Here is a 16,610-nt window from a genome sequence, read left to right as displayed (position 1 = left end):
TTGTCTTTATAAGAAAAGCCGGATTTTAATCCGGCTTTTTTTTATACTATCTTAATACTTCTTGTCACTTATTAAAAAGCACGATACCTTTATCAAGGTAAACTCACGGACGTTAGAAGTTTTAAAATGCTAAAAAAAAATATTCAATTTGCTGCGCTCGCTCTATTAACTTGTATTGGATGCACACCAAAGGCTCACCAAGATTACATTCAAGAAACCAAAGTTGCACTTGAGAACGGGCAATCAAGAGAGGCTGAAGTATTAATTAAACAAGCGATGAGTGAGGAGCCAACACCTGGCCTCAGGCTATTGCTTACAGAAGTTTACTTACTAAATGGCAACACAATTGGCGCCAAACAGCAACTCGAAAAAGTAGATATTGAAGCGCTAACCCCATCCGAACAGAGCAAAGCTGAGAGTTTAAACGCACAAATAGCTATCCTTAGTTTTGATAGCAGTTACCAAAGACTTATAGATAAAAACAGTACTTGTCGCGATTGTATGTTGGCAGAAGCGTGGTCTAGCGTCGCACTATCAAACTCTATAGATTTAGAAAGAATAGAAGGCGACACGGCCGTATTTAGCGTCTTTGAAGCATTTAATAGCAACACTCTTACAAGCTTAGATATTTCACCACTAATTGACAATTCCACATCCGATATTGAACTGCTTGTGATGGGCGATCTATTAAGGCGGTCGAATAATATTGACGGAATGATAACAGTTTATAATGCGTATAAGAAAAATAACCCTAACGTATTGAACATCAATTTGCCATTAGCTCAAGCTTTGCTAGTTAATAATGACTTTAAAAAAGCGAAAGAACTTGTAACCCCTGTTCTTGCGAGATTTTCTAAAAACCCAATGGCTAATTACCTTAATAGTTTAATTTTATTAAGCGAAAATAAAAATGTTGAGGCATATAACGCCATATCCTTAGCTGATACCTACGGGATAAACTTACCTTCTGTTTCGTTAACAAAAGGGCTTTTAGAGTTTAACTCTCAGAATTACGAATCAGCATTAAGTAGCTTTGAAAAAGCAACAAATATGGACCCGGGCAATGAACTAGCAAATACGATGCTTGTTGCTACCAAAGTTAAATTAGGTATCACTGACGATGCTCTAGAAACCTTAGCAACTCAAGAAACACTTTCAGAACTGGATGTATCAACCATTGGACAACTTGTGGGAACTGAGAGTCATGCTAGAGAATGGGTGACTCTACAATCAAAGCTGGCACAGAGCGAATCTCCTAGAGCAAGGGTTCTTAGCGGGCTTATCGAGTTAGCACGTGAAGGAAGCTCTGAAACACTGAGTAAACCGGGCGACACTTCGGATAACACTTATAATCTCATTCAAGTCGCAATGATGATGAATAAAGCTCAATTTGGTGAAGCTCTAAATTATGTAGACAAGTGGTTAGAGAGAACAAATGATAAAGTAAAGGTCATGAACTACAAGGCTGCCATCTTTATTGCTAAAGGAGACCGAGATAGCGCTAGATCAGTTTATGAAGGCACTTTGGAACTTTTGCCCACAAACAGAGCTGCTCATATGTTTATGGCTCAGTCTGCAGCGAAGAATAAAGACTACGAAGGAGCTCTGAAATCTTTAGATAAGATATTAGAGAATAACCTCAACGATGTCATTGTGTTGAAGCTATACCTAGCCTTCCAAACACTTTCAAAAAATAAGAAATACGAATCAAAATTGCATAGCTATATTGATAACGCCATTTCTGAATTTGATGACAATGTTCTTTTCAAATTAATGAAAGCGGGCATTTTCGCTACTCAAGGAGCAAATGAACTTGCTCAAAGGGTTATGAATTCTGTAGATGCCGATAAGGCAAAACTAATCAATCAGTATTGGGAATTACAATTTTATCTAGCGGGTCGCTCGAATGACTTAAATCAAGCAAGGGAAGTGGTCAAGGCATGGAATATACAGTTCCCGGATAGCACTCGCCCGAACATTGCACTTGCAACTTATCTTGAGAAAGCAGGCCAAATTGAAGAAGCTATCTCAGTGCTGGAGCAGGTCCCTCACTCTCTTGAGCGTCGAAAAGAAAGCCTTGCGCTGGATGCAAAGCTTGCTTCACTCTACATCTACGCTGGGAACTTATCTAAAGCGAAATATAAGATTGGACAGATTGAGAAAAAACCTAACCTGCCATCAGGGTTATTAGATTACCTTAGAGGTTCGTACGCTATTAAGCAAAATAATTTAGACGAAGCTGAATCGTTACTTGCAAAAGCTTACAGAGAGACTAGTAACTCCCACACGCTAAAATTACTTCATGTACTTAATCTAAAACGAGGTACCGTCGACAACAGTATTCTTATAGAGCACCTCAAACTACATCCTAACGATATATCGATAAAAGCGCTTTTAGCCGAGTCTTTGATAGGAAAAGATAACGATAAGTCGATAGCTATTTTTGAAGACATAGTAAGTCAATCAAGTGGCAACTCTGATTTATTAAATAACTATGCGTGGGTGTTACACCTTGAAGGGAAAGACGACAGAGCTTTCGAAGTTGCTAAGAGTGTAGTCAAGTCAAACGATTCAAACCAAGAGTATCTAGATACGCTATTTCGAATTTTAACCTCTTTGAATCGTTTCAATGAAATAACAAACTTCTCAAATAATGCGAGTTCTGACGCTAACACCCTCTTATTAGCAAACGCATATATGCATCTAAACGAGAAGACCCAAGCTCAAAAGGCATTAGCTAAAGTAGAGAAGTCGGGGTTAAATAAAGAAGATTTATCTTTGTACGAGCGTATTTCAAAAGACGTAAAAAATTAGTACATGGAAGAAACACAATGGCTAACAAATGTAACTTGGGAGCAACTCTCCACTGTCTTACATGAAGTAAACTGTGATAACTTTTCGCCGTTTTTGAGTGAGGGGTTTCTCAAAGCATGGTTTTGCCAAAAGACATTTCCGGTTCATATGTTTTTGCTCTACGAACAAAGTACAGTGAGTCACTTTGCGTTAATCGGTGAGAGCTTTAAAAAGAAATATGGGCTGACTTTTAAGTTAGCCCATATTAACCAAACTGGTTGTTCTGATAACGACCAAGTGTGGATAGAGTACAACACGTCATTTGGCTTACCTGAAAATCAAAACCGTTTCTTTGATTTACTATTAAAAGAACTAAAAAGCCAAAATTTCGATATTCTTAATGTTTCAATGACATGTGAATTTCTTTTTCCCAAAAAATACTTGAGCGACTTACGCAATGACGCTCATATTTCATATGGTTTTCGTCGTTCCCTTTCACCAGAACTTAATATAGAGCAGCTAATCTCTCGCCTTTCAGCTAATAGTAGAAGCAAGTTAAGAAGGAGTATAAAAGAAGTACGTCTTCGCTTTGGTCCAATTAAAGTGACAATTGCTGAATGTTTAGAACAAAAACTCTCATTTCTAGAGCAATTAGAAATACTTCACATAAAGCGGTGGGGAGACTCTACCTTTGGGAGCGGATTTGAAAATAAGGTCTTCAAAGGCACGCTTAAGAACTTTTTGATAAGTAATGGCAAGCTTTGTGAAATAGCAAAAGTTACAGCAGGAGATGCTTTGCTAGGGTATACACTCAACTTCGTACAAAAAGACGCGGTCTTTTTTTACTGCTCTGGAGTAAACCTTGAGTTTGCATCTAAGCATATTAAGCCTGGTTATATTCTGCATCTTGCTTTAATGGAGTATTATGCACAACAAGGGTTAAGTTGGTACGATTTTATGGGAGGAGCAAGTCAATACAAACAAACTTTGTCCAATGACACTGTTGTATTTCACTCGTTACAAATTCCAACGATGACATTCAAAGGTGTTCTCACACGATTGAGAAATTATTTGGCAAATGCAGCAGTTACTCTCGCAAAGCACGCAAGACCTTCGCAGGGTTCCCACCTACTATAACCCCCGCAGGCACATCATCAATAACTACAGAACCTGCTGCTACCACACTTCCTCTGCCAATATTGGCCATAACCAATGCACCGTTGCCCAACCAACAGTTCTCTCCTACAGAGACTTTGGTGAAAACGCCGCCCTGATCTTTAATCGGCTTTTCTGGGTCAGAAAAATTATGTTGTCCTTTGCCACTCATAATGTGCACACCGCTTCCCAACAAAGTATTTTTCCCAATTGCGCATTTACCAATGTTACATTGCGGCCCTATGTACACCCCCTCGTCAATCTCAGTATCTTGTTGTGAAAACAACGTGGCGAAACCGATGAGAACGTTTGGCGCACACGAGGTCATGACAAACCGATAAAAGCCCGAACGTAAATAACACCCTAGTTTACCGGGTATAAGCGATAGCAGCTGGCTAAAAGAGGAAAGCAGCGAGTCTTTGTTTACCACAATAGACAGCATTAAATACATAAGCGTGAAAGGAAACATTACAAGTGCACAAAGGGCAAAAAAACTCTTCTTAATTATTGATTTCATATTCGTGCCATTGCCACTTTCAACGGGCTCAGTTGTTGTTCCCAGCTATATTCGCTAACTAATGCTTGATAGCTACGTTGAGCTTTATGTTGTGATAGCTCAAAGTTCTCAATACTTTCCACGCATGCAGCTACAAAGCTGTCCACGTCATCTACTATCCACATGCTGTCGGCGTTGGCAAACGAGATCCCTTCAGCTCCCATAGACGTGGTTATTATCGGTAATTTACATGCTGCCGCTTGAAGCACTTTGTTCTGCACGCCCCTTGCCAACCTAAATGGCGCCACAAACGCATGAGCTTGGTGAAAATAAGGCAATATATCATCGACAAAGCCCGTGACATCTATGCCATCGCGGTCTGACAACGCCTTTATTTCTTCAACAGGGTTCATACCACCCACGGTAAATTTTGCATTCGGCGCTTTTTCACGAATGAGTGGCCAGCAATTTTTAACAAACCAAAGAACTGCGTCTACATTAGGTTTGTAGTCCATCACGCCCGTGAACAAGAAATGCGGCCCAGTGCTTATTGTAGCCGCGCAAGGCTGTGTTTTCGCTGGATAAAACGCATCGAAGTCTAATCCGTTTCCAAGCACGGTTATCGCTTTCGATGAGTCTACTGAAGAATTAAATAGCTGCGCCTCTTCCCTTGCAATCAAAAAGCACTCATCAAACCGTTGGTTTGTTTTCGCCTCAAGCTTTTTTATACCTTTGCTTTCACGCTGGTATACGTAGCGCATTAAGAAGGAAGAAGAATCTGCGTATTGCGCCCACTTATCTGAATCAACGTCCATAAAGTCCATAAACAAGCGACAATGGGTATTGTTGTAATAAGGCGAGCTGAAGATGTAATAGCTTAAACTCGACGCGGTTAACAGCAGCGCATCCTTACCCTCTTTCAGTTTTTCATCAATAACATGTTGAAGTGCTTTTGAGTAAAACGCCCCAACACTTATGGGCAAACCTTGCAGTAAGGCCGAAGCATAACGCGTGAATTTACTACCTAACTGATAAGAGTTAACCGAATTTCCAAGATGCTTGGCTAACGCTTCGGCATTTTTCTTATCTTCTGCAGTTTCTATGAGAGAAAAAACTTCGACTTCGTACCCTAAGCGATTTAGAAATTCAATTTGATGATATGTTCTAAGTTTTTCGCCCTTATTTGGGGGATACGGTACTCGTTGCGACAACACGCAAACTTTCGACATCAGCGCCTTCCAAGCTATCTTTAGTGTTTTTATTTGTCCTGTAGTCATACTACTTCGAAGCAAATATAAGGTCAAAGTAACAAATTAGTGATGAAGGCTACACAAGTGGCAATTCCATTGGCATACTAGAGTCATTATGCATATGTTCATCAAGAACATTGCTCACGGAAGAAATAAAGAAAGCAGTAATGACACAAACGGTTGGAACTATCCAGGTTGCCTCTTTAGCCAAAAAGACGTACGGACATTTTAAAACAGGGTTGCCCTGCCCTAAGGGAATGTGGCCCGCCGTCACTCAATTTCGGCTTGCCGCAAACGGAATACTCTTAACTGATACTTTTATCAAAACCTCGCAGCTATGGCCAGATGGTTCAATAAAGTGGTTGTTATGTGAAGGCTTGATTGATTTACAGCATCATTCAGTAAGCGATGAAATAGTTCTGACGTTAGAAGCGGTGGAGATCGACTCACCATCGAACAAGCTTGTCTCACCTGTAAACAATAACGATGAGGCGCTTTCACTGTCTCTGGGCAGTGGCAAAACATTCACAATTAACAAAGCCAAGCCTTTTGAGTTTGTAACCGACAAGCACTTATCCAGCTCTTTCGATATTGTTGATATTACTCCTCAATCGATAACCCCTATTGCATTCTCTTATGCTCTTCATTGCAATAACAACGAATACAGCGCATTAACCGTTGAACAAAAATACGAGATTAGGCTTGGCAGCGATAAAAAGCTGATTGTTGAAACAGAGGCGTCAATCTTCCTTAGAACCGGAACGGTTTGTGCTCATTTAACAATGCGAAACCCAAGTGCTGCGTCACACCCAAATGGGAAGTGGGACTTGGGAGACCCAAACAGTATTTATTTAAAAGAATGCTGTATCTCGCTCACAGGTCAATCGCTTACGTCGACGCTAACGCTAAATTCTGAAGTATTTAGTTCATCTGAACATGAAGAGCTGACACTTCATCAGGCTTCCAGTGGTTTTGAAAACTGGCAAAGTCCAGTTCATGTAAATCAAGACAACGTTAACTCGCTTCCGTTTCGCGGTTTTAAACTTTACCAACCAGAGCACTTATTGCTTTCGGGTGACCAAGCAAAACCACAAATTAAGATTTCGAACAGCGGTAGCACTTTTTTTATTGATGTTGATAAGTTTTGGCAAAATTTTCCTTCTTCAGCACATCTATCAGCAGATAGTTTGAGCGTTAGCTTGTTAGGCTCTAGGCATAGTGAGAATACTGAACTCCAGCCCGGTGAACAAAAAACAAGACGCATTTCAATCGCAACTTTTAACATACAATCGCTGCAGGTAGTCATTGATAGCGCTTGGTTAAAAAACGCATCTGTTTTGCCTTTTCTCCCTTCTAAATCATGTGAGTTTGACTCACTTATAAAAAATGGCATTGAAGGTTCGTCTTCTTTTTATCAAAAGCGGCTCGATATCGACGAATTTGGCTGGCGACATTTTGGTGAGCTGTATGCGGATCACGAAAAGGCACTCGTACCTGACGAGCCCTTTTTCGTGTCACATTACAACAATCAATACGACCCTATATTTGGAATGCTGATGCAGTGGTTGTTAAGCGGCGATCCTCGTTGGTTTGAACTAGCCGATGATCTTGCCAAGCACGTTGCAGATATTGATGTTTATCACACCAGTGACGATAAGCCCGAGTATAGCGGCGGACTGTTTTGGCATACCGACCATTATGTTCAGGCATATACAGCTTCTCATAGAACGTACTCTAAACATCAGCCGTCTGGTGTTTACGATGATCATGCTGGAGGCGGCGGTCCGGGTGGGCAACATTGTTATACCAATGGTCTCACTTTGCATCATTTGCTTACTGGCTACACACCGTCTCGAGACGCCGCATTATCCATAACGCAATGGGTAACCAATTATTATGAAGGCGACGGTACGTTTGTAGGCGCCCTGCTTGCGTTTAAAAATAGCGATATTCCTGGTGTTAAAAATGTAAAAACAGGAAAGTATCCTCTAGACAGAGGTACGGGTAACTACCTGCAAGCAAGGCTAGATAGATACGAACTACAAGGTTGTGATAGTGACATTGAAGCAGCGTCCTATATTATAGCGAATACGGTCTCCCCCACCGATGACTTCGACCAATTGCAATTGGATAATGTCGAAGCAACGTGGTTTTATACTGTATTCCTACAAGCAGTTTGCCGATTTATATCACTTAAAGAACAGCGCTGTGAATATGACTCGAGCTATCAATACGCAGTAGACTCACTTACTCACTATGCCAATTGGATGGCTGTGAACGAATATGCTTATCTGGACAAGCCTGACATTCTTGAGTTTCCGAATCAAACGTGGAGTGGGCAAGACCTAAGAAAACTATGCGTACTGCATTTTGCATCTAACTATTTAACTGAAGCCCAACGTACACTTGCTGAGCAAAAAGCCGAGCAACTAGCAGATACAATTTTTCAACGCCTTAGTACGAGTACAGAAACGAGTACCACGCGCGTACTTTGTTTAATGATGCAAAACGGTCATTACTCCGGTTTTAAGCAGGCTGCCCGCCCTCTTTCATCGACTTCTACACAAAAAGGTCAGGCATTAACAGAAAAATCCAATTCATTGAGTTTTCTTTTGTCCAACCTTATCGATTTATCTCCGTCAAGAGAGAGAAAACAGCTAGTGAAACGTTTTCCACAACTTCAAAAATGGTTAGGTAAACCATGAGTATTAATACGTCTTTTATCATTCCTCATAAGGGGCGTGAAGACATGCTCATTGAAACACTAACAAGTATTGCGGGCCTAACAACACCTAAAGAACAATACGAAGTTGTTTTGGTAAGTCAGAATAAAGAAATTTCAAATACGCTCAGCGCATTTATCGAAACAGTAAATTTGCGAGTTGTATATAACGACGAAAATAACACGATTTCACATTCTAGGAATCTGGGCGCCGGCTTGGCGACAGGTGAATACTTGGCATTTTTAGACGCAGATGTTGCACTTGCTTCGAATTGGCTAGACGTGATGATTGATACTCTCAAAACACGAGACAATACGGCTCTAGTCAGCGCCATGCAGGTAAACAGCCCTAACGCGCCGCCTTTAGAGATAATAAGAACGGCGTTAAGCAATGCTGAACTTGATGTGCCTGTCAGTTTTTTACCTGGCCGCAACTTATTTCTTTTAAAGGAAACATTTGAAGCAGCTGGTAAGTTTCCTGAACACCTTCTTACTTGTGAAGATTATTTCTTTACCGATAAGGTTAGTAAATTAGGTGAGTTGTTTTATACCTCACAAACCCAGTATATTCACATTGGCGAAGACAAAGCTTACGCACCGATGTATAAAAAAGAAATATGGCGTGGCCAGTCCAATATTGCATCTTTAAAAGGAAGGCGCATTCCGCTCAGAGAGTGGCCAAGTTTTGTTGTTCCTTTTGCATTTACAGGTGGTCTTTTACTGGCTTTTCTCGCGATAATATTCTCGCAACCTATTGTCGCTATAGTTATGTTAGTAGGCGCTTTACTGCCTTTTACAGCGTACACGTGGCGACTAAAAAGGCTTGTTAAGCAGCAAGTAACTTGGTGGCATTGCTCACTTTTTTATCTGCTTTATTTTCCGGCTAGAGCACTTGGAACATTAATAGGAGTACGCGGCGCTGTTAGTACCAGCTCGCATAAATAACAATGAAAGTTTTACAGTTTATTTGTTCAACCGGTTTTTACGGTGCAGAAAGATGGGTGTTAGCGTTATCAAAGCATTTGCCAGATAGTGTTTCGAGTGAACTTGTTGTTACCTTAGAGCCCGGTACAGAAGAGCTAGAGCTTGTAAAACAGTTCAAAGCGATAGGAAAAACTCACCACATTCCTATGCAGGGTCGTTTTGACCTGCGTGCCGTTTCGAAATTGGCGGATTTAATTCAAGAACAAGATATCGATATTATCCATACTCACGGTTACAAGTCAGATATTTTGGGCGTAATGGCGGCTAGAAAAGCAGGTATTCCGTGTGTTGTAACACCCCACGGCTTTGAAAATGCTGCCGACTTGAAACTCCGTCTCTTTATTTGGTTAGGATGTCAGTCGATGCGCTTTGCCGACAAAGTTGTTCCACTTTCTAAACAACTAATGAGTGATGTGGAGAAGTTTAATATATCGCCTGACAAGCTTGAGTATATCCAAAATGGCGTAGATTTATCTGAAGTAGAAGCCGTTAGACAAACAAAAACAGACAAGCCAAAAGAAAAGAAGACCATTGGCTTTGTGGGCCAAATGATCAGCCGGAAAAATATAAAAGCCATTTTAGACTGCTTCGAGTCTTTATATAAAAAGCGTCAAGATATTGAATTAGTACTGCTGGGTGACGGCGAAGACCGCCCCAGTTTAGAGGCGTATTCAAAAACACTGGCTAGTGCCAGCGACATTCATTTTTTAGGCTTTAGAAATGACAGGTTACAGCTGCTGCGCGACTTTGACTTGTTCGTAATGACGTCGACGCTTGAAGGCATCCCTCGCTGCTTAATGGAAGCATGCGCCATGGAAATTCCGGTGTCTGCTTATGACATTGCGGGTATTGACCAGCTAATAACACACAACGAGTCTGGTTTATTGGCTCCTCTTCACAACAGCAAGCAGCTTGAGAAAGATTGGGAGAGACTGCTAGATGACAAAGCACTCGCCACCTCACTAGCTCAAAACTCAAAGTCGTTTGTAGAATCCAATTTCTCTGCTAAGAGAATGGCTGATGAATACCTTGAATTATTCAAAGGAATCCTGAAAGAGAGTGTAAATGCATAAACAGGACGTGTTATTTGTTTTAACTATTGATACTGAAGAAGAATGGCAGTGGGACGAAGAGTTTCCGCAGCATAACTGTTCAGTTGAAAACGTTGAAAAGCTTCCTGCATTTCAAACTTTCTGTGAAAGTCTTGGTATCCGTCCTACGTATTTTGTTGATTACGCCGTTGCAAGCAATAATGTTGGCAGTCAAACTCTGCGAACCTTTGCTAAGTCTAACAGCGCGGAAATTGGAGCACATCTACACCCTTGGTGTAACCCTCCCTATTTCGGTAAGACAACCGAAGCGGAATCTCACGTAATAAACCTTCCTTTAGAGCAAGTAGAGCAAAAACTCGATGCACTAAACGCCCTTTTACACGACGAAATAGGCGTTCGCCCACAGTCCTTTAGAAGCGGGCGATGGGGCGTAAGTGCCAAAATGCTTAGATTACTTGCATCAAGAGGCTATGTAGTAGATTCAAGCGTTTATCCTTTTTACAGGAACGACTATTTTAGCTGCCTAGGTACACCAGAATCGCCTTATTGGCCTTCGTTTGACAACGCATTGGCTCCTGGAGAGCAGCGTCAACTGCTTGAGATCCCTGTTACCGCAGGGTTTAATATTCAAAACTTCTCTCTTGGTGAACGCATTCACAATCGACTATCTAAACCGCCCTTTAATTGGGTTAAATCTGTCGGTCTGCTTTGGCACAGTAAACTTTTAAGAAAGATTTATTTGAGTCCAGAGCTTACCGAAATCGAAGACATGCTTGCGTTAGTCGATCAAAGTATTCAGAAAAAACAACCCATTATTCATATGTACTTACACAGCTCTAGTTTAATCGACGGAGCAACGGGCCTTTTAGATGGGCCAAATGCATTTGAAACAATATGCCAGCGCATTGAGGTTGTTACGCAACACTTAGCGAAAAATGCCAATGTTAAATTTTGTACTATCTCAGAAGCCAAGGTGCATTTAAGTAACCGCAGCGCTTCAAGCGGTGTTATTAAAGGTGAGCAAAATTAATGACGGCACAACAAAATACAAAGTTACGAATAGCGTCAGCCAGCGACAAACCTTTGTGGGATGCCTATGTATCACAACACAAAAATGCTTCCGCTTATCACAAGTTTGCGTGGCTTGAAGCGGTAAAGGCCGCTTACGGTCATTCAATGCTTGGCGTTATTGCCACATGTGCTAATACGGGGCAAGTTGTTGGTGTTTTCCCTGCTGTTTTAATGAATATACCTTTACTGGGCAAACAAATATGTTCTTTACCTTATTGCGATGTAGGCTATGGCTTAGCCGACAACGACAAGGTGTTAAATGACATGCATGCGCTTCTTGTTGCGCAGATGCGAAACGTAACAGGAAAAAAATTGGAAATTAGAGGTATAGAACAATCACCTTTAGACAAAATCCAGTTTGAAAACAAAAAAGTACGTATGCTTTTGCCACTGCCTGAGTCAAGTGAAATACTGTTATCAAGTTTCAAATCTAAATTACGCAGCCAAATAAGGAAGGCGGAAAAAAATGGGCTTACCTTTGAGTTAGGCACATCGAACGTCCTAGTAAGTGATTTCTACAACGTATATGCTCAAAACATGAGAGATCTCGGCTCTCCTGTTCATGCCGAAAAATGGTTTAAGGCAATTATAAAAAGTTACGGCCAAAGTAGTTTAATTAGCGTGGTTTATCACGATGGCCAGCCTATTGGTGGTGGCGTTATCATAAAATCGGGTGACAACGCTTCTATTCCATGGGCCTCAACACTTCGTGACTTCAATCGCCTTGCTCCTAATATGTTGTTGTATTGGTCTTTGCTTTCCCATTGCGCCGACAATGGCGTGAAAGTTTTTGACTTTGGCCGCTCAACCTTTGAAGAAGGTACATATAAATTTAAAAAACAATGGGGCGCAGAACCTCAACTGCTTAACTGGCAGAGTTTTGATAAAAATAATGAGTTGATAGACGCTAAAAGCGACGCTGAGTCAGGCTCAAGCAGGGTTAGAGAAATGGCCGAAAACATTTGGCGTGAACTTCCCTTAAAATTTACCATTGTAACTGGGTCAATTCTTCGACCTTATATCAGTTTGTAGGGATAACCATTCATGTGTGGCATTGCAGGATTTAGCCTTTTTAATTTCAACGAAGGCGGTGAAACTTCATTAGAAGCTATGCACAAGGCTATTCATCACAGAGGCCCAGATGCCAGCGGCATGTATATCGATGAACATATCGGCCTTTGTCATAGGCGGCTAAGTATTCTTGATCTTTCAGAAGCAGGCAATCAGCCCATGTACTCAAAAGAGGGTGACTTGGTTATTGTTTTTAATGGCGAGATCTACAACTTCCTTGAATTGCGAGCCGAGCTTGAAAACGACGGTGTTATATTTAAAAGTCATACAGATACCGAAGTTATATTAGAGCTATACGCACGCGAAGGAACCAAGTGTTTAGATAAACTAAACGGAATGTTTGCCTTTGCTCTGTGGGACAAAAACAAGCAAGAACTGTTTATTGCACGAGATCGATTGGGTAAAAAACCCCTGTACTATTTTAATGATAATGGTCGATTTGCGTTTGGCTCTGAGATTAAAGCTATATTGGCGTTGGAGAACATTCCAAGAGAAATTCGCTTAGACGCCGTATATGACTTCTTTGCATATCAATACGTTCCCGACCCAAAGAGTATTTTTAAGCACATTCACAAGTTACCACCTGCTCATTATTTAATTCTTAATAAAGACGGTTTCAGCATTCATGAATATTGGGATTTGAGCTTTAAAAATACCACAAGTGCCAGTGAAGATGCCAATAAAGCGCAGTTAAAGACCTTACTTGAAAAAGTCACTAAACAAAGAATGATCAGTGATGTTCCGCTTGGCGCTTTCTTAAGCGGCGGTGTGGATAGCTCGGGTGTTGTCGCTATGATGGCACAAGCCAGCGAAACTCCAGTAAAAACCTGTACCATAGGATTTGATGATAAAGCATTTAACGAAGCGGATTTCGCTCGTGAAATAGCTGAAAAATACGAAACAGAGCACCATGAATTTACCGTTCACCAAAACGTTAGCGACAGACTAGAACATATCGTGAGCTTTTTTGATGAACCTTTTGCTGACCCCTCGTTAGTGCCGACCTTCTTCGTTTCGGAACTGGCAAGAAAGGCTGTAACCGTTGCGCTCGCGGGAGACGGCGGCGATGAGATGTTCGCTGGCTACGAAAAGTACTCGATTGACGATGTTGAAAACAAGCTAAGAAACAAGTTTCCCGAAGCGGTCCGAAAGTCTGTTTTTCCACACTTAGCGAAATTAGCTGGAAAAGTGCCAGGCACAGTCGGTAAAAAAGCGAAATCATTACTCACAAGCTTATCTCACGAGCCTGCTATGGGCTTTTACATCACTAACAGTATGATGACAGATGAAATGTGGCAAAGCTTAGTTAAGCCTGAGGTTGCACAGCAGCTCGCCGATTACCATCCTAGTCAATATACCTTAGACATGTATAACAAAGCCGACGGTCCGGATCATTTAAGCAAAATTCTTTACACCGACATCAAGACCTACATGACAGGCGACATCTTGGTAAAAGTCGACCGCATGAGTATGGCAAATTCGTTAGAAGTACGAGCGCCTATTCTGGATTACCAAGTTGCAGAGTTCGCCGCGACCCTGCCCTCTTCACAGAAATATCGCGACGGTGAGAAAAAATACTTACTTAAAGAAGTCTTTAAGCCTTTTATCCCCGATTCACTGCTGTATAGAAAGAAAATGGGCTTCAGCACGCCATTAGATGAGTGGTTTAGAGGAGAGCTAAAAGAGCTATCTGAATCTCGACTTCTTCGTGCTCAGTGTGGACTAAATGACGTATTTGATAGCCGTGTAATAAGCAAACTTTGGCACGAGCATCAAACGCGCAAAGCCGATCACGGCATAGTGCTGTGGAGTATGTTGATGTATCAAATGTGGTTTGCAAAATATGCAGCGTAATTTTTCATTGGATTGCTTTAGAGCTCTCGCCATTATGTTAGTGTTTACCGCACACAGCATTTTAGCTTTTGGTGCACCTGCCATTTTGGCGCCGTTTCAATTCGGAGGAACTGGCGTGGACCTTTTCTTTGTGTTGTCAGGCTGGCTAATAGGCAACCAATTATTGCTGGAAAAGAAAAAATTTGGTGATATTGATGTACCGCGCTTTTGGATCAGGCGGTGGATGCGAACTATGCCAGCTTATTATGCTGTGCTACTTGTCACTATTTTACAGCTTTACTTAACAAAAGAAGATTTCTCTTTTCCCTGGCCTCATCTGTTCTTTTTGCAAAACTACCTTGGTGATCTTAGTGTTTTCTATGTAAGTTGGTCTTTATCCGTGGAAGAGCAATTTTACTTATTTATTGCCCCATTGTTCGTACTTACATTAGCTCTCGACAAAAAGTATCAAGTTTTCGTCTTATTAACGTTATTAGTTTGCCCTTCTATTTTTCGTTACCTCGAACTTTACTCCTCTCATACCGAAACTCACGTTAGGTTAGATTGTTGTGCGATGGGTGTATTACTAGCTTATTTGAAGCACTATAGGCAGCATGTTTGGGGTGAAGCACAGAAAAAAATTAACGTTTTTTTTATTGCTTCAATTGCAGCCTACGCGTTTTTCTATATCGCCAGGTACAATCGTGAGTGGGAAATCGGTGACCCTAGCAGCTTGGGGCTTGCATTCATGTTTGGGATTTGGATTGTCTGGGGCGAGCAAACCAACTTCAATCCAACAGGTATAGCGTCGCGCGCTGTCATGCACATATCTACACGTTCTTATGCCATGTACTTATTGCACGTTGACGCACTTGCAGTATTAAATAAACTCGACCTTAACAACACTGCTTTTTCAATCTACTACGTAGCGGCGTTGTTTATTACTCTGCTGTTGTCTGAGTGTCTGTATCGCTTCGTAGAGTTGCCTTTTATGAAGTCTCGCTCTAAGTTTTCGTTTTCGCAGTCCCGTGCGCACAACGATAGAACTCAAAAGATGAAGATGGAAGGTATATGATTAAAGTTCTACACGTTACCTATGACATGCGTATTGGCGGCACTGAAATGGTAATAAAGAATATTATTGACGGCAATTCTGATCGTTCCATTGCGATGTCGATATTCTGTATTGAAGAGCCTTTAGGACCTTGGGGAGAAGAGCTGAGAAAAGCTGGCACGGATATCTCTACCGCTCATCGTCAACCTGGCTTTGACACTTCGCTTATTAAATCGTTAAAACGGCATATCGAGCACTATGACATCGACGTCGTGCATTGCCATCAGTATACTCCTTGGGTTTACGGCACGCTTGCCTCATTGTTCACTAAAGCCAAAGTTATTTTCACAGAACACGGCAGATTTTACCCTGATTCAACGAGCTGGAAACGCCAGCTTGTAAACCCAGTTCTAATGAGAGCAACTAAAAAGGCAACTGCAATCTCGCACGCCACCAAAGACGCGCTCGAAGAATATGAGTTTATTCCTAAAGCACGAATAGACGTTATTTATAACGGCATTAAATCACTTCAAGTCGATAATACAATAAAGGCCATTACAAAAAGCGAATTAGCCATTCCAGAAGAGAGTATTGTCCTTGGCACGATAGCGCGTTTTGACCCGATTAAAAATCAAGAAATGATGATAAAAGCATTTTCAGCAGCTTTGAAAGAAAATCAAAATTTAATTCTTGTACTTGTTGGAGACGGTGAAATGCGACCAACACTTGAAGCACTTGTGCAAAAAGAAGGAATTGAAGACCATGTGCGCTTTACTGGTTATATAAAAGATCCAAGCCACCATCTTGCCATTATGGATATTTTTCTACTTTCTTCGTTGAGTGAAGGCACATCCATGACGCTGCTTGAAGCTATGTCATTGTCTAAGCCTTGTATTGTTACCGATGCAGGTGGAAATTCCGAGATTGTTGAGCATCAACAAACTGGCCTGGTTACAGAAAACGCAAATCAGAAGGCATTCACTAGCGCTATCAATACACTTTGCTCATCCCCCATGTCTCTCAAAGAAATGGGGGCCAATGGCTATAGGGTATTTTGCGAAAAGTTTAATGCGACGAATATGGTGGCACAATACGCTCACCTTTATCGGGAAATAACAGGAAGATAACT

Annotated in this window: 12 protein-coding genes; 10 read left to right on the top strand and 2 right to left on the bottom strand. The window is 41.3% G+C overall.

Annotated features, from left to right (window positions below; genetic code table 11):
• Positions 1-126: 126 nt before the first annotated feature.
• Together MHN00_RS07005 and MHN00_RS07000 are read left to right on the top strand one after the other, a co-directional pair.
• Entirely contained in the window at positions 127-2,814 is a 2,688-nt protein-coding gene (locus MHN00_RS07005; protein ID WP_239300769.1) for a tetratricopeptide repeat protein, read from the top strand.
• 3 nt (positions 2,815-2,817) lie between these two features.
• Entirely contained in the window at positions 2,818-3,930 is a 1,113-nt protein-coding gene (locus MHN00_RS07000; protein WP_239300768.1) for a GNAT family N-acetyltransferase, read from the top strand.
• Here MHN00_RS07000 and MHN00_RS06995 read toward each other — a convergent pair.
• Both MHN00_RS06995 and MHN00_RS06990 read right to left on the bottom strand, forming a co-directional pair.
• The gene (locus MHN00_RS06995; RefSeq protein ID WP_156086687.1) at positions 3,881-4,465 is read right to left on the bottom strand and encodes an acyltransferase; all 585 of its coding nucleotides are present in this window, start codon (positions 4,463-4,465) and stop codon (positions 3,881-3,883) included. The two genes, MHN00_RS07000 and MHN00_RS06995, sit on opposite strands and share 50 nt — an antisense overlap.
• Positions 4,462-5,673, bottom strand: a complete 1,212-nt coding sequence (locus tag MHN00_RS06990) for a TIGR03087 family PEP-CTERM/XrtA system glycosyltransferase (RefSeq protein WP_239300767.1) — start codon at positions 5,671-5,673, stop codon at positions 4,462-4,464. Before MHN00_RS06990 ends, MHN00_RS06995 begins: the two co-directional genes overlap by 4 nt.
• A 188-nt stretch (positions 5,674-5,861) precedes the next feature.
• On the opposite strand from MHN00_RS06990, the gene MHN00_RS06985 reads away from it, so the two are divergent.
• From MHN00_RS06985 to MHN00_RS06950, 8 genes are read left to right on the top strand one after another with little or no spacing between them, the layout of a single operon-like run.
• Positions 5,862-8,399, top strand: a complete 2,538-nt coding sequence (locus MHN00_RS06985) for a hypothetical protein (RefSeq protein WP_239300766.1) — start codon at positions 5,862-5,864, stop codon at positions 8,397-8,399.
• Positions 8,396-9,361, top strand: coding sequence for a glycosyltransferase family A protein (locus tag MHN00_RS06980; protein ID WP_014977075.1), 966 nt, complete (start codon positions 8,396-8,398; stop codon positions 9,359-9,361). The genes MHN00_RS06985 and MHN00_RS06980 overlap by 4 nt, the downstream gene beginning before the upstream one ends.
• A gap of 2 nt (positions 9,362-9,363) precedes the next feature.
• Positions 9,364-10,473, top strand: coding sequence for a glycosyltransferase (locus MHN00_RS06975; RefSeq protein WP_069944644.1), 1,110 nt, complete (start codon positions 9,364-9,366; stop codon positions 10,471-10,473).
• On the top strand, positions 10,466-11,482 hold the full coding sequence (locus MHN00_RS06970; RefSeq protein WP_239300765.1) for a polysaccharide deacetylase family protein: 1,017 nt from the start codon (positions 10,466-10,468) through the stop codon (positions 11,480-11,482). The genes MHN00_RS06975 and MHN00_RS06970 overlap by 8 nt, the downstream gene beginning before the upstream one ends.
• A complete protein-coding gene (locus tag MHN00_RS06965) occupies positions 11,482-12,555 on the top strand; it encodes a GNAT family N-acetyltransferase (protein ID WP_156078642.1) in 1,074 nt (357 codons plus the stop codon). Before MHN00_RS06970 ends, MHN00_RS06965 begins: the two co-directional genes overlap by 1 nt.
• Before the next feature lie 12 nt (positions 12,556-12,567).
• Positions 12,568-14,448, top strand: a complete 1,881-nt coding sequence (gene asnB / locus MHN00_RS06960) for an asparagine synthase (glutamine-hydrolyzing) (RefSeq protein WP_239300764.1) — start codon at positions 12,568-12,570, stop codon at positions 14,446-14,448.
• Positions 14,438-15,502 (top strand): acyltransferase, encoded by a 1,065-nt coding sequence (locus MHN00_RS06955; RefSeq protein WP_239300763.1) that lies wholly within the window; start codon positions 14,438-14,440, stop codon positions 15,500-15,502. Before asnB ends, MHN00_RS06955 begins: the two co-directional genes overlap by 11 nt.
• A complete protein-coding gene (locus MHN00_RS06950; protein WP_275444200.1) occupies positions 15,499-16,608 on the top strand; it encodes a glycosyltransferase family 4 protein in 1,110 nt (369 codons plus the stop codon). The genes MHN00_RS06955 and MHN00_RS06950 overlap by 4 nt, the downstream gene beginning before the upstream one ends.
• Positions 16,609-16,610: the final 2 nt, after the last annotated feature.

Source organism: Alteromonas sp. Cnat2-8, from assembly GCF_022348355.1.
GTDB classification, from domain to species: Bacteria; Pseudomonadota; Gammaproteobacteria; order Enterobacterales; family Alteromonadaceae; genus Alteromonas; species Alteromonas macleodii.
The sequence above is the reverse complement of the archived record's forward strand: the minus strand, read 5'-3'. Positions and strand labels throughout refer to the sequence as shown.

Bases quoted from the DNA above. Each gene is read 5' to 3' on its own strand.
- MHN00_RS07005 (WP_239300769.1), top strand. From the start codon at position 127: ATGCTAAAAAAAAATATTCAATTTGCTGCGCTCGCTCTATTAACTTGT.
- MHN00_RS07000 (WP_239300768.1), top strand. From the start codon at position 2,818: ATGGAAGAAACACAATGGCTAACAAATGTAACTTGGGAGCAACTCTCC.
- MHN00_RS06995 (WP_156086687.1), bottom strand. From the start codon at position 4,465: ATGAAATCAATAATTAAGAAGAGTTTTTTTGCCCTTTGTGCACTTGTA.
- MHN00_RS06990 (WP_239300767.1), bottom strand. From the start codon at position 5,673: ATGTCGAAAGTTTGCGTGTTGTCGCAACGAGTACCGTATCCCCCAAAT.
- MHN00_RS06985 (WP_239300766.1), top strand. From the start codon at position 5,862: ATGACACAAACGGTTGGAACTATCCAGGTTGCCTCTTTAGCCAAAAAG.
- MHN00_RS06980 (WP_014977075.1), top strand. From the start codon at position 8,396: ATGAGTATTAATACGTCTTTTATCATTCCTCATAAGGGGCGTGAAGAC.
- MHN00_RS06975 (WP_069944644.1), top strand. From the start codon at position 9,364: ATGAAAGTTTTACAGTTTATTTGTTCAACCGGTTTTTACGGTGCAGAA.
- MHN00_RS06970 (WP_239300765.1), top strand. From the start codon at position 10,466: ATGCATAAACAGGACGTGTTATTTGTTTTAACTATTGATACTGAAGAA.
- MHN00_RS06965 (WP_156078642.1), top strand. From the start codon at position 11,482: ATGACGGCACAACAAAATACAAAGTTACGAATAGCGTCAGCCAGCGAC.
- asnB (WP_239300764.1), top strand. From the start codon at position 12,568: ATGTGTGGCATTGCAGGATTTAGCCTTTTTAATTTCAACGAAGGCGGT.
- MHN00_RS06955 (WP_239300763.1), top strand. From the start codon at position 14,438: ATGCAGCGTAATTTTTCATTGGATTGCTTTAGAGCTCTCGCCATTATG.
- MHN00_RS06950 (WP_275444200.1), top strand. From the start codon at position 15,499: ATGATTAAAGTTCTACACGTTACCTATGACATGCGTATTGGCGGCACT.